Annotated in this window: 9 protein-coding genes and 2 pseudogenes; 6 read left to right on the plus strand and 5 right to left on the minus strand. The window is 71.4% G+C overall.

All coding sequences use genetic code 11. From position 1 onward, the window contains the following. Positions 1-140: 140 nt before the first annotated feature. Entirely contained in the window at positions 141-1523 is a 1383-nt protein-coding gene (locus E6R18_RS16885) for a glycine--tRNA ligase (RefSeq protein ID WP_136317716.1), read from the plus strand. Between the two features lie 230 nt (positions 1524-1753). Here the strand turns inward: E6R18_RS16885 and E6R18_RS16890 are convergent, their stop codons facing one another. Then, a complete protein-coding gene (locus E6R18_RS16890) occupies positions 1754-2341 on the minus strand; it encodes a TetR family transcriptional regulator (protein WP_136317717.1) in 588 nt (195 codons plus the stop codon). Positions 2342-2424: 83 nt separating this feature from the next. Next, entirely contained in the window at positions 2425-3438 is a 1014-nt protein-coding gene (locus tag E6R18_RS16895; RefSeq protein WP_136317718.1) for an aldo/keto reductase, read from the minus strand. A 317-nt stretch (positions 3439-3755) separates the two neighbouring features. Here E6R18_RS16895 and E6R18_RS16900 point away from each other — a divergent pair, with 317 nt between their 5' ends. Then, the gene (locus E6R18_RS16900; RefSeq protein ID WP_136317719.1) at positions 3756-4049 is read left to right on the plus strand and encodes a DUF6243 family protein; all 294 of its coding nucleotides are present in this window, start codon (positions 3756-3758) and stop codon (positions 4047-4049) included. 180 nt (positions 4050-4229) lie between these two features. Here the strand turns inward: E6R18_RS16900 and E6R18_RS16905 are convergent, their stop codons facing one another. Together E6R18_RS16905 and bla are read right to left on the minus strand one after the other, a co-directional pair. Further along, the gene (locus E6R18_RS16905) at positions 4230-5711 is read right to left on the minus strand and encodes an MFS transporter (protein ID WP_136317720.1); all 1482 of its coding nucleotides are present in this window, start codon (positions 5709-5711) and stop codon (positions 4230-4232) included. A 15-nt stretch (positions 5712-5726) separates the two neighbouring features. Then, the gene (bla, locus tag E6R18_RS16910) at positions 5727-6683 is read right to left on the minus strand and encodes a class A beta-lactamase (protein ID WP_136317721.1); all 957 of its coding nucleotides are present in this window, start codon (positions 6681-6683) and stop codon (positions 5727-5729) included. A 142-nt stretch (positions 6684-6825) separates the two neighbouring features. Here bla and dusB point away from each other — a divergent pair, with 142 nt between their 5' ends. From dusB to E6R18_RS16930, 4 genes and pseudogenes are all read left to right on the plus strand, one after another. Beyond that, a complete protein-coding gene (gene dusB, locus E6R18_RS16915) occupies positions 6826-7974 on the plus strand; it encodes a tRNA dihydrouridine synthase DusB (protein WP_136317722.1) in 1149 nt (382 codons plus the stop codon). Positions 7975-8523: 549 nt separating this feature from the next. After that, positions 8524-11235: a pyruvate, phosphate dikinase gene (ppdK, locus tag E6R18_RS16920; RefSeq protein WP_136317723.1), complete on the plus strand. Its 2712-nt coding sequence runs from the start codon at positions 8524-8526 to the stop codon at positions 11233-11235. A 515-nt stretch (positions 11236-11750) separates the two neighbouring features. Further along, a complete protein-coding gene (locus E6R18_RS16925; protein WP_206308303.1) occupies positions 11751-12743 on the plus strand; it encodes a helix-turn-helix domain-containing protein in 993 nt (330 codons plus the stop codon). 161 nt (positions 12744-12904) lie between these two features. Beyond that, positions 12905-13149, plus strand: a pseudogene (locus E6R18_RS16930) (VOC family protein). 1 nt (position 13150) lies between these two features. On the opposite strand, the pseudogene E6R18_RS16935 reads toward E6R18_RS16930, so the two are convergent. Continuing rightward, positions 13151-14073 (minus strand): annotated as a pseudogene (locus E6R18_RS16935) (oxidoreductase). Positions 14074-14129 lie beyond the last annotated feature (56 nt).

Genomic DNA, 14129 nt, shown 5'->3' on the forward strand with positions numbered 1-14129 from the left:
GCTCCGATACCGATTTGATCGAAGGGGCGTGGCCGCCGGTAATCTGGGCCATTCGCCCGCTCGTCTCCCGACCACCACCCCCCACTGAGGCGCCCCGGGCCACCCTTGTCCAGTTCCGTCGTCGTAATGAAGAGAGCACCGTGGCCGCCGACAAGATCGACTCCATCGTCAGCCTGAGCAAGCGCCGTGGCTTCGTCTACCCCTGCAGTGAGATCTACGGTGGTCAGCGCGCCGCCTGGGACTACGGGCCGCTGGGTGTCGAGCTCAAGGAGAACCTCAAGCGCCAGTGGTGGCGCTACATGGTCACCTCCCGTGAGGACGTGGTCGGCATCGACTCGTCGGTCATCCTGGCCCCCGAGGTGTGGGTGGCCTCCGGCCACGTCGCCACCTTCTCGGACCCGCTGACCGAGTGCACCTCCTGCCACAAGCGCTACCGCGCGGACCACCTGGAGGAGGCGTACGAGGAGAAGCACGGCAAGCCGCCGGTCAACGGCCTGGCCGACCTCAACTGCCCCAACTGCGGCAACAAGGGCACCTTCACCGAGCCCAAGCAGTTCTCCGGCCTGCTCTCCACGCACCTCGGCCCGACCCAGGACTCCGGCTCCGGCGCGTACCTGCGCCCCGAGACCGCCCAGGGCATCTTCACCAACTTCGGCCAGGTCCAGCAGACCTCGCGCAAGAAGCCGCCGTTCGGCATCGCGCAGATGGGCAAGTCCTTCCGGAACGAGATCACTCCGGGCAACTTCATCTTCCGCACGCGTGAGTTCGAGCAGATGGAGATGGAGTTCTTCGTCAAGCCGGGCGAGGACGAGCAGTGGCAGGAGTACTGGATGGAGCAGCGCTGGAACTGGTACACCGGTCTCGGCCTGCGCGAGGAGAACATGCGGTGGTACGAGCACCCGCAGGAGAAGCTCTCCCACTACTCCAAGCGCACCGCTGACATCGAGTACCGCTTCCGCTTCGGCGGCAGCGAGTGGGGCGAGCTGGAGGGCGTCGCCAACCGCACGGACTACGACCTCACGGCCCACTCCAAGGCATCCGGCACCGACCTGTCCTTCTTCGACCAGGAGAAGAGCGAGCGCTACACCCCCTTCGTCATCGAACCCGCGGCCGGTGTCGGCCGCGCCATGCTGGCCTTCCTCCTCGACGCCTACAGCGAGGACGAGGCGCCGAACGCCAAGGGCGTCATGGAGAAGCGCGCCGTGATGCGCCTCGACCCGCGTCTGGCGCCGGTCAAGGTCGCGGTCCTCCCGCTGTCCCGCAACCCGCAGCTCTCGCCGAAGGCGAAGGGCCTCGCCGCCGACCTGCGGCAGAACTGGAACATCGAGTTCGACGACGCGGGCGCCATCGGCCGCCGCTACCGCCGCCAGGACGAGATCGGCACGCCGTTCTGCGTCACCGTCGACTTCGACACCCTGGACGACAACGCGGTCACCGTCCGCGAGCGCGACACGATGAAGCAGGAGCGCGTCTCGCTGGACCAGATCCAGAGCTACCTCGGCTCCCGTCTGCTCGGCTGCTGACGGCCGCACCCGCCGACCGAAGCCCCCGCTTCCGCGCCCGCCGCGGAACCGGGGGCTCCGTGCGTCCGGGGCGGCGCCGGGGCCGGTACCCGAAGCCGTCGCGCCCGGGCCGGTGCCCGGGGGCCGGCCGCTGTCCGGGGGCCGGCCGCTGTCAGGGGCACGTCCCGGGCCCGGGGCTCGGCCCTCGTCCGGGGCTCGGCCCTCATCCAGGGCCCTTCCCGCGCCCGGGGTCAGGCGCGCAGGCCGCGCAGCAGCAGGTCCGATACGGCGGCGAACTCCGCCCCGATGGCCGGCTTCTGCCACTCCGCGGCGTACCCCGGGTCGTGGAAGCGGGCCGTCGCGTCGAAGACGGCCTGGGCGGCGGCCCCCGGATCGTCGACCGAGAACCGCCCCTCCTCGACCCCCTCCGCGATGATCTCCCGCAACTGGTCGACCAGGTGCCGGATGTGGTCCTCCACGACCGTGCTCCCGCCCATCAGCACCTGGTACGTGGCGAACAGCTCGGGGTCGTCGCCCGCCTTGTGGCGCTTGGCCTCGAACAGGGTCTCCAGCCACTGCCGCAGCTTGTCCGGGGCAGGCTGGGCGGTCGCCTCCAGGATCTCGGTGAGCGCCAGCTCCGTCCGGGTCAGCCAGCGCCCGGTCACCGCCTCGCGCAGGGCGGTCTTGGTCCGGAAGTGGCGGTAGACACTGCCGTGGCTGACGCCCAGCGCCCTCGCCACGTCGACCACGGTGGCCTTCGCGGGCCCGTAGCGGCGCAGGACCTCCTCGGTCGCTTCGAGGATGCGCTCGGGGGTCAGCGGGTCGGGGGGCGGCGTCATCGTGGGTGTGCTGCCTTTCGGGGGCGTCGGGCGGGGCGGGGGCAGGGGGCGGGGGCCCGCACCTCGCCGACCGTACCCGGGGGTCAGCGTTCACTGTCCAGGTGGGCCATCTGGTCGGCCGGGTAGCGGTCACCGGCGGCCGACCCCGCCGGGACCGCCTCCTCGATCGCGGCGAGTGCCACCGCGTCGAGCTGGACGTCCAGGGCGCCGAGGGCCTCGGTCAGCCGGTCGCGGCGGCGGGCACCGACCAGCGGCACGATGTCCGTACCCCGGGCGAGGACCCAGGCGATGGCGATCTGGGCCACCGTCACGCCCTTCTGCTCGGCGATCTTGCGCAGCGCCTCGACCAGGTCCAGGTTGCGCCGGAGGTTCTCCGCCTGGAAGCGGGGGCTCATGGACCGGAAGTCGCCCGGGGGCAGCTCGCGGTCCTGGCTGAAGTGGCCGCTGATCAGGCCGCGCGACAGCACCCCGTACGCGGTGACGCCGATGCCCAGCTCGCGGCAGGCGGGCAGGATCTCCGCCTCGATGGACCGGGAGAGCAGCGAGTACTCGATCTGCAGGTCCGAGACCGGGGCGACGGCCGCCGCCCGGCGGATCGTGTCGGCGCCCACCTCGGACAGGCCGATGTGGCGGACGTGTCCGGCCTCGACCAGCTCGGCGATGGCTCCGACGGTCTCCTCGATCGGGACGTCGGGATCGACCCGGGCGATCCGGTAGACGTCGATGTGGTCGGTGCCGAGCCGCTGCAGGGAGTACGCCGCGAAGTTCTTGACGGCCGCAGGACGTCCGTCGTACCCGGTGAAGCCGCCCTCGACGGTTCGTAGCGCGCCGAACTTGACGCTGGTCAGCGCCTGTTCGCGGGCGGTTGCCGGGGCGGTGCGCAGGGCCTCGTTGATCAGCAGCTCGTTGTGGCCCATGCCGTAGAAGTCGCCGGTGTCCAGCAGCGTGATGCCGGCTTCGAGCGCGGCGTGGATGGTGGCGATCGACTCGGCGCGGTCGCTCTCGCCGTACAGCGCGGACATGCCCATGCAGCCGAGGCCGATCGCGGAGACCTGCGGGCCGGTCGATCCGAGTGCGCGGGTGGGAAGGGCGGTCATCGAGGACTCCTGGGGTGCCGGAGGGATGCGTGAGGACGTGTCGGGGCGCCCAAGAGTCGCTGCGGCGCCGCACAACGACCATGGCATGTGCGATGACAGATTTCAATAATTGTCAGTCCATGTTCCCTCGGTAGGGGGAATCGGGTCCGCCGGCGGAAAACCGGGTGAGGAGGGCGCCCCGCATGGGTACCGTCTTGCGCATGTATTCGTTCTTCCAGATCTACGAGTGAGCGCGCGGCGGGCCCGACCGCCCGCCGCCCCCCGTATCGATCCAAGGTCGCGACAGACCTCACTGAGACCAGGAATGGGAGAACCCCGTGGCCAAGAGCCGTAACAACCTCCTCGGCGTCGGCGGACAGCGCAAGAAGCTGTCCCGCGCCGGGGCGCAGGGCGCAGGATCCGCGCGCGACGCCGACCGCAGGACGGCCGCCGACCAGAAGCAGGAACTCCTCCGCAAGATGCGGGAGCGCGCCACCGGTGTCGCCGAGCCGCGGACCCCGGCCGCCGAGCAGGAGGCCGCCCAGGAGCGCGACACCCCGCAGCAGCAGGCCGTCCAGGAGCGCGACACCCCGCAGCAGGAGAGCGAGCAGGGCCGCGCCGCGCGGAGCTGACCCGTCAGGGGGCGCGCCGCGCGGAGCTGACCCGCGCCCGCGCCCGGGCCCCGGCACTCCCGCTCACCCCACCGTGCGCGGCAGCCGCAGGGTCAGCAGGGTCGTCAGGGCGACCGCCGCCAGGGAACAGCTTCAGGAACTGGTGCGCACCGCCGAAGTCCGGCCGCCGGGGCAGCCACCTCAGGACCCCGTGCGCGCCGCCGAGGACTGAGCGGTGGGCCCGGCGGCCGGGGCATCGGCAACCGGCTCCGCCAGCCGTTCGGCGGTCCGGCGGGCCGTGTCCCGCGCCCGGCGTCCGCTGCTCAGCGCCCCCACCAGCAGGACGCAGAACCCGCAGCCGGTGACGATCCACCAGCCGGGCCTGCTCGCCGCCACGAATCCGTCCGCCGCGCCGGGGTGCGCCATGCCCGCCGCGAGGACCGCGCCGATCACGGCGACGCCGAGGGTCTGGCCGATCTGCCGGCTGGTGGAGGCGACGGCCGCCGCCACGCCCGCCTGGGAGCGCGGCATGCCGGAGACGGCGGTGTTGGTGATGGGCGCGTTCACCGAGCCGAAGCCCAGGCCGAACAGCACGTAGGCGGCGAACATCGAGACCGTGCCGGTCTCCGCGTCGAACGCCGCCAGCATCAGCCCGCTCACCGCCATCGAGCCGCCCGCGACCAGCAGCGGTATGCGCGGCCCCCGACTGGCCACGAGCCGCCCCGACAGCGGCGACAGGACGCAGACCACGGCCGCCATCGGCAGCGTGTACAGGCCGGCCTCGAACGCGCTCAGCCCCCGGACGTCCTGGAGGTAGAGGGTGTTGAGGAAGAGGAAACCGCCCAGCGCGGCGAAGGCGCTCACCGCGATGACGGTCGCCCCGCTGAACGGGACGCTGCGGAAGAACCGCAGGTCGATCAGCGGGTCCGCGCGCCGGGGCTCGTACACCAGCAGGCCGGCCAGGGCGGCCGCCGCGAGCGAGGCGAACAGCAGGATCTCGGTGGAGCCCCAGCCCTTCTGCGGGGCCTCGATGATCGCGTACGTCAGCGAGCCCAGCAGCGTGATCACCAGGAGTTGGCCCACCGGGTCCGGGCGGCGGGCCCGGTGGGCGCGCGACTCGGGGACGTAACGCCAGGTCAGCAGCAGGGCTGCGATGCCGACCGGCAGGTTGACCCAGAAGATCGACCGCCAGCCGACCGAGTCGACCAGGCCGCCGCCGACCACCGGGCCCGCCGCCATCGAGATGCCGACGACACCGCCCCAGACCCCGATCGCGCGGGCGCGCTCACGGGGGTCGGTGAAGGTGTTGGTGATGATCGACATCGCCACCGGGTTGAGCATGGAGCCGCCGACGGCCTGCACCATCCGGAACGCGACGAGCGCCTCCAGGTTCGGCGCCAGCGAGCACAGCGCCGAGCCCAGCGTGAACAGCACGAGCCCGGCCATGAAGACTCTGCGCCGGCCGATCCGGTCGGCGGTGGAACCCGCGAGCATCAGCAGGGAGGCGAGGACGAGCGTGTACGCGTCGATCGTCCACTGCATCCCCGCGACGCTCGCGTCCAGTTCCCGGCGCATGGCGGGCAGGGCGACGTTCAGGGCGGTGGTGTCGAGGCTGACGATCAGCAGGCTCATGCAGCAGATCGCCAGCACCAGCATCCGCCGCCGGTGGCTCAGTTCAGGCATCCATCGATAGTACGGCTAACTAACGACCTCCGCTGCCAGTGCCGCTGCCGCCTCCCGGACCAGCAGGTGGTCGCCCTCCGCGGCGGAATCGCCGCCGGGCTTCGTCGTCAGCACCGCCAGGACCACCGGCGCCCCCTCGGGCGTCCACGCGACGCCCACGTCGTTGCACGAGGCGTACGAGCCGCCGCCGGTCTTGTCCGCCACCGTCCACTCCGGTGGCAGGCCGGCCCGGAAGCGGGTGCCGCTCGTCCGGCAGTTCAGCAGCCACTCGGTCAGCCGCTCGCGGTCCCGGGGCTCCAGCACGTTCCCCAGGACGAGCCGCGCGTAATCACGGGCGAGGGCGCCGGGGCTGGTCGTGTCCGTGACCCGGCCCGGCTCGGCGGAGTTGAGCTCGGGCTCCCAGCGGTCCAGCCGGGTCACCCGGTCGCCCAGCGAGCGCGCGAAACGCGTGACCGCGCCCGGCCCGCCCAGTTCGCGCAGCAGCAGATTGGCGGCGGTGTTGTCGCTGTCGCCGATGGCCGCGTCGCACAGCCGGGCGACGCTCAGCCCGTTCGCGATGTTCTCCGGGGTGCCGGTGACCGGCGAATCGGACACGCAGTCCGCCTCCGTGTAGTGGATCACCTTGTCCAGGACCTCGCCGTCCCGGTCCAGATCCCGCAGGACGGCCGCCGCGGCGAGCGTCTTGAAGGTGGACAGCATGGGGAAGCGCTCTTCGGCCCGGTGCCGGACCGCGACCCCGGTGGCCACGTTGTACGCGAACGCGCCGACGCGGGCGCCGTGCACCCGCTCCAGCTCGCGCAGCCGGGCCGTGGCGGAGGCGGACGTACGGGCGGTCGCCGCCCGGGCGGGGCCCGCGCCCAGGAGCAGCGCGCCGGCGGCGCCCGCGACGCCGAGCGTGAGCAGCACGCGGCGGCTGGGGGCGGCCGTGGCGCGCTCGGTGGCGATCCGGGTCAAGGGCGAATGAGGTGTCATGACCTTCGTCTCCTTCGTCTGCCGGCTCCTTGCCGGAAGCCCCACGCTACGGCCGGGCTCCGACGACGCCCGCCCTTTTCCCTCCCACCGGCGGGCCCCGGCCGCCGGCCGAGCAGTGGCCCGGGTACGGGACAATGGGGCCATGACCACGCTCGCCCCCTCGCCCCCGCTGCTCCGTATCGGCCCGCACACCGTGCAGCCGCCGGTGGTCCTGGCCCCCATGGCCGGCATCACCAACGCCCCCTTCCGCACGCTGTGCCGGGAGTTCTCGGGCGGTAAGGGGTTGTTCGTCAGCGAGATGATCACGACGCGGGCCCTGGTCGAGCGCAACGAGAAGACCATGCAGCTCATCCACTTCGACGCGAGCGAGACCCCGCGCTCCATCCAGCTGTACGGAGTGGACCCGGTCACGGTCGGCAAGGCGGTCCGCATGATCGTGGACGAGGACCTGGCCGACCACATCGACCTGAACTTCGGCTGCCCCGTCCCCAAGGTCACCCGCAAGGGCGGTGGTTCGGCCCTTCCGTACAAGCGGCCGCTGCTGCGCGCGATCCTGCACGAGGCCGTCTCGCGCGCCGGGGACCTGCCCGTCACCATCAAGATGCGCAAGGGCATCGACGACGACCACCTCACCTTCCTCGACGCCGGCCGGATCGCCGTGGAGGAGGGCGTCACGGCGGTCGCCCTGCACGGCCGGACGACCGCCCAGCACTACGGCGGCACCGCCGACTGGGAGGCCATCGCCCGCCTCAAGGAGCACGTCCCGGAGATCCCCGTCCTCGGCAACGGCGACATCTGGTGCGCGGACGACGCCCTGCGCATGATGCGCGAGACCGGCTGCGACGGCGTGGTCGTGGGGCGCGGCTGCCTGGGCCGCCCCTGGCTGTTCGGCGACCTGGTCAGCGCGTTCGAGGGCACCGCGACGCGGCAGGCGCCCACGCTGCGCACCGTCGCGGACGTCATGCTGCGCCACGCGACGCTGCTGGGGGAGTGGATCGGCGACGAGGCCCGGGGCGTGATCGACTTCCGCAAGCACGTCGCCTGGTACCTCAAGGGCTTCGCGGTCGGCTCCGAGATGCGCAAGAAGCTGGCGATCACCTCGTCCCTGGAGGAGCTGGGCTCCCAGCTCCAGGAGCTGGACCTCGACCAGCCCTGGCCGGACGGCGCGGACGGACCGCGCGGGCGCACCTCGGGCAACAACCGGGTGGCCCTCCCGGACGGCTGGCTGAAGGACCCGTACGACTGCGCGGGCGTCGGCGCCGACGCGGAGCTGGACACCTCCGGGGGCTGAGGGAGCCGTGCGCGGGGAGGGCACCCGGTGCCCTCCTGAGCTGATTGCTCATTTGAGCGCTTCGCGGGCCGTCAATCGGGCCCCCGGGACACGAAACGATGCTCTGCGTGCATCTATGGCCTCCTTTCACGCCTCTGTGTGAACGTTGTCTCGCGCTGTGTTGCCAAACGGGTGTCCGGATGGTGACATCTGAGCGGCCATTCCGGCGTGATTCTCGCCACCTTGAGAGGGACTGTGCTCTGATGAGCGCGAAAATGAGGGCTGCACTTCTCAAATGATGGCACTGGGTGCCAGGTACCTCTACTTTGATCGATCGAGGCTTCGGCTACTTTCAGCCACCGAAATGCCGGTCCTGGGGCGCTCTCCGTAATCGTGTGTACGAGTCCTGAACGCATCGCTCGGCGGGCCTGTCGGCCGGGTGACTTTCGATCTGCTGGCGGACGGGTGGTTACGGCCGTGAGACGCGCAAGTGGACGTACCGGCACACCTTCGATCTGGGTATGTTCCTCGCCGTCAGGGCAGCCACCGCGTCTTCGAGGAGTCGAGACCGTGTCGGAAAACAGTGATGTGCAGAAGTTCGTCTACGACTTCACCGAGGGCAACAAGGATCTGAAGGACCTGCTCGGCGGGAAGGGGGCCAACCTCGCCGAGATGACCAACCTCGGTCTCCCCGTCCCCCCCGGGTTCACCATCACCACCGAGGCGTGCAAGGTCTATCTGGAGAGCGGTGAGGAGCCGGCGGCGCTCCGCGACGAGGTGAGTGCGCACCTCGACGCCCTGGAGACGCGGATGGGCAAGAAGCTCGGCCAGGCCGACGACCCGCTGCTGGTCTCGGTCCGCTCGGGCGCCAAGTTCTCGATGCCCGGCATGATGGACACCGTCCTCAACATCGGCCTCTCCGACGCCTCGGTCGTGGGCCTCGCCGGCCAGGCCGGTGACGAGCGGTTCGCGTGGGACTCCTACCGCCGCCTCATCCAGATGTTCGGCAAGACCGTCCTCGGGGTCGACGGCGACCTCTTCGAGGAGGCGCTGGAGGCCGCGAAGGAGGCCAAGGGCGTCACCGTCGACGTGGACCTCGACGCGGCCGACCTGAAGAAGCTGGTCAAGCAGTTCAAGAAGATCGTCGCGCGGGACGCAGGCCGCGACTTCCCGCAGGACGCGCGCGAGCAGATGGACCTGGCCATAAAGGCGGTCTTCGACTCGTGGAACACCGACCGGGCCAAGCTCTACCGCCGCCAGGAGCGCATCCCCGGCGACCTCGGCACCGCCGTCAACGTCTGCTCGATGGTCTTCGGCAACCTCGGCCCCGACTCCGGTACGGGCGTCGCCTTCACCCGTGACCCGGCCAGCGGCCACCAGGGCGTCTACGGCGACTACCTCCAGAACGCGCAGGGCGAGGACGTCGTCGCGGGCATCCGCAACACCGTGCCGCTCGCCGAGCTGGAGACGATCGACAAGCAGTCGTACGACCAGCTGCTGAAGATCATGGAGACGCTGGAGACCCACTACAAGGACCTCTGCGACATCGAGTTCACCATCGAGCGCGGCCACCTGTGGATGCTCCAGACCCGGGTCGGCAAGCGCACCGCCGGTGCCGCCTTCCGGATCGCCACCCAGTTGGTGGACCAGGGGCTCATCGACGAGGCCGAGGCCCTCCAGCGGGTCACCGGGGCCCAGCTCGCCCAGCTGATGTTCCCGCGCTTCGACGACACCGCCAAGACCCAGCGGCTCGGCCGGGGCATCGCCGCGTCCCCGGGCGCGGCGGTAGGCAAGGCGGTCTTCGACTCGTACACCGCCGTCAAGTGGTCCCGCTCCGGCGAGAAGGTCATCCTGATCCGCCGCGAGACCAACCCGGACGACCTGGACGGCATGATCGCCGCCGAGGGCATCCTTACCTCGCGCGGCGGCAAGACCTCGCACGCCGCCGTCGTCGCCCGGGGCATGGGCAAGACCTGTGTCTGCGGCGCCGAGGAGATCGAGGTCGACACCAAGCGCCGCCGGCTGACGGTCGGCGACACCGTGGTGGAGGAGGGCGACCTCGTCTCCGTCGACGGCTCCACCGGCAAGGTGTACCTCGGTGAGGTCCCCGTCGTGCCGTCCCCGGTCGTGGAGTACTTCGAGGGCCGGATGCACGCGGGCGCCGACGACGCCGACGAGCTGGTCGCCGCCGTGCACCGGATCATGGCGTACGCGGACCGGGTGCGCCGGCTGCGGGTGCGGGCCAACGCCGACAGCGCCGAGGACGCCCTGCGGGCCCGCCGCTTCGGGGCCCAGGGCATCGGCCTGTGCCGCACCGAGCACATGTTCCTCGGCGAGCGCCGCGAGATGGTCGAGAAGCTGATCCTGGCCGACACCGACCAGGAGCGCGAGACGGCCCTGGAGCAGCTGCTGCCGCTCCAGAAGGCGGACTTCATCGAGCTGTTCGAGGCGATGGACGGCCTGCCGGTCACCGTACGGCTGCTGGACCCGCCGCTGCACGAGTTCCTGCCCGACATCACCGAGCTGTCGGTGCGGGTGGCGCTCGCGGAGTCCCGCAAGGACGCCAACGAGAACGACCTGCGGCTGCTCCAGGCCGTGCACAAGCTGCACGAGCAGAACCCGATGCTGGGGCTGCGCGGGGTCCGGCTCGGCCTGGTCATCCCCGGTCTGTTCGCCATGCAGGTGCGGGCCATCGCGGAGGCCGCCGCCGCCCGCAAGAGCGCCAAGGGCGACCCGCGCGCTGAGATCATGATCCCGCTCGTCGGCACGGTCCAGGAGCTGGAGATCGTCCGCGAGGAGGCGGACCGGGTCATCGCCGAGGTGCAGGCCGCCACCGGCACGGACCTCAAGCTGAAGATCGGCACGATGATCGAGCTGCCGCGCGCCGCGCTGACGGCGGGGCAGATCGCGGAGGCGGCGGAGTTCTTCTCCTTCGGCACCAACGACCTGACCCAGACGGTGTGGGGCTTCTCCCGCGACGACGTGGAGGCGTCTTTCTTCACCGCGTACCTGGAGAAGGGCATCTTCGGGGTCTCGCCGTTCGAGACGATCGACAAGGACGGCGTCGGCTCGCTGGTGCGCAGCGCCGTGGCGGCCGGCCGCGCCACCCGCCCCGACCTGAAGCTCGGCGTCTGCGGCGAGCACGGGGGCGACCCCGAGTCGGTGCACTTCTTCCACGAGGCGGGCCTCGACTACGTCTCCTGCTCGCCGTTCCGTATTCCGGTGGCCCGTCTGGAAGCGGGGCGGGCGGCCGCCGAGTCGCGCGGCAGCGACAGCCGCTGACGCGGCACCACCCACTGATTCCGCAGGCGCCGCCGGTTCTTCCGACCCTCACCGAACCGGCGGCCGCCGCGGAATTCCGCGGCGGCGGCACCCTGTGCGGGGGTGCCGCCGCCTTGTCGTACCCGGGCTCGTGACGTTGTCATGTACGAGTAAATTCCACGCCGGTTAACCGGCCGGGTTACCGGCAGTCATTGCTTCGTTTAATACGCAAAGGAATCGGCCCGAACGGACCAGGGTGCGGCCCATGGATCCCCACCCATGGGCCGCACCCCGCTTACCCCCGTCGAGTGCGGAGCCGCACCATTGCCAACCGCCGCCGAACGAGCAAAACCCCCCACGGCCTTCGCTCGCTCTTCCGGTGGCTCCGGAATCGCACCCGACGCCGTACAGCCTTTCGCCCGGCGGTGGGTCGGGGCGAGACGTTTCACCTCTGGCCGAAACCCCGTGGTGACGTGCTGTTACGGTTCGCATACTCTTGCGAGTGGGGAATTGCAGGTGCAAGGGGTGGGAGTTCGGTGCTGCGTATCCATGTCTCCGGATGGGACCTTTCCAAGGTGCGGATGGCCGCCGGGCCGGACGCGCTGTGGGAGACCATTCTCAGCTTTCACCGGCTGAGGGACCGGAGGGCTTCAGCGGTGTTCGGAAAATGGCGCACGGAAACCCGCCCTCGGCTGAGCGGTGAAGTACGTCTGCTGTCCGCCGTCGTTCCACCGCGCGGATATTTCCCCGACTTCCTGACGCCTTCTCAGGAAAGCGCCGAACCGCTCGGCCTCGACGCCGGAATGGAGGCCGTGCGCGCGACCACGCCCGAACGGCTGCGGGCCGAAATCGCGATGGTGGACGACCGGGGGGCGCCCGGCACCCGGCGCGCCGGGCTCGCACCGCTGCGCGAGGGCGGCGCCGAGCCCCTGGGCCGGCTCGTCGGTGCCCTGCGGGACTACCACCGCGCCGCCGTCGAGCCGTACTGGCCGCACATCCAGTCCGCCGTCGAGGCAGACCGGGCGATCCGGGGCCGCGCGCTCCTGGACGGCGGCACCGGCGAACTGCTCGCCTCGCTGCCACCGGTGATCCGCTGGCGGGCGCCCGTCCTGGAGGCGGACTACCCGGTCGACCGGGACCTCCACCTGGACGGGCGCGGGCTGCTCCTGCAGCCGTCGTTCTTCTGCCGGGGCGCCCCCGTCGTCCTGCGCGACCCCCTGCTCCCGCCCGTCCTCGTCTACCCGGTCGCCCACCCCGCGGCCCCCGGCTTCGCCGAACCGGGCCCCTGGCTCGGCCGGCTCCTCGGCCAGACCCGCTCCACGGTCCTGCGGGCCATCGGCGACGGCTGCACGACCAGCGAACTGGCCCGCCGCGCCGGGGTCTCCCTCGCCTCGGCCAGCCAGCACGCCTGCGTGCTGCGCGAGGCGGGCCTCGTCCACACGCTGCGGCACGGCAGCTCGGTCCTGCACACCCTGACCCCGCTCGGCGGCTCGCTGCTGCGGGGCGGGGCGCCGCTCGCGGTGTCCTGAGCACCCGGGGTTTTCCGTCCGGCGCCGTGCGGAAAGGATTCGCCGCCCGCCACCGATGAGTTTCGGGCGGCCCCGGCGTCTATCTGTTGACACATGCTCGACAGACACGCACCGCGTACGCCGGACGCACACGGAACACGCACCGAGAGAGTGAGACAGCCATGGCTCAGATGATCTTCGTGAACCTGCCGGTCAAGGACCTGGAGACGGCCAAGAACTCGCGCTCAGCGCGGACAGCCGCGAGAAGGTGGACGAGCTCGCCGACGCCGCCCTCGCGAACGGCGGATCGCCCGCCAACGAGCCGCAGGACCTCGGCTTCATGTACGGCCGGTCCTTCCAGGACCCCGACCACCACATCTGGGAGGTCGTCTGGATGGACCCGTCCGCCGTCCAGGACCAGGGCTGAGTTACAGCCCCGCGAAGGTCACCCCGGTCAGCTGCTCCGAGGCCACCCACAGGCGCTCGCCCGCCACGTCGCCGCGCGTCCAGCCCGCCCGCCAGGACGGGCGGGGCGCGCCGCGCCAGCCCAGCAGCCGCGGCCCGGTGAACGAGTCGGGCCGCACCCCCGGCGCGGTGGCGCGTACAGGGTGGGCAGGGCGCCGGCCGACGCGGGCTGGGCGATGATGCGGTTGCCGAGCTCCATGACCCGCTCCGCCGTCCTGCGGTTCTCCATCCGGGCGCCCGCCGTCTGGAGGTTGGTCGACGCGTAACCGGGGTGCGCGGCGGCGGCGACCAGGCCGCCGCCGGCCGCCGCGACCCGCCGGGCCAGCTCGTGGACGAAGAGCAGATTGGCCGTCTTCGAGCGGCCGTAGGCGATCCAGCGGCGGTAGTTCCGCTCGCTGTTGAGGTCGCCCACGTCGATGTCGGCCAGCGCGTGCAGCCCGCTGGACACGCTCACCACCCGGGCGCCCGGGGTGGCCAGCAGCTTCGGCAGCAGCAGCCCGGTGAGCGCGAAGTGCCCCAGGTGGTTGACGCCGAACTGGGTCTCGAAACCGTCGGCGGTCCGCCCGTACGGCAGGGCCATCACACCGGCGTTGTTGATCAGCAGGTCGAGCCGGTCCGCCCGGTAGTCCGCAGCGAACGCGCGTACGGAGGAGAGATCGGCCAGATCCAGTGCGGCGAACTCCACGTCCGCGCCCCGCACCGCGTACCGGATGCGGGCCGCCGCTTCCTTGCCGCGCCGTTCGTCACGGCAGGCGAGCAGCACCCGGGCCCCGCTGCGGGCCAGTTCCCGTGCGGTGATCAGCCCGATTCCGCTGTTGGCTCCCGTCACCACGGCCGTCCGGCCGCTCTGGTCGGGTATGTCGCGCGCGTGCCAGCCCTGGTTCATGGATCAAGCGTACGACCGGGGGCCCGGATGGCCGGAAGTACCCGTTCGGGGGTTCT

Origin of the sequence: Streptomyces sp. A1277 (genome assembly GCF_004795015.1) — a bacterium.
Classification (GTDB): domain Bacteria; phylum Actinomycetota; class Actinomycetes; order Streptomycetales; family Streptomycetaceae; genus Streptomyces.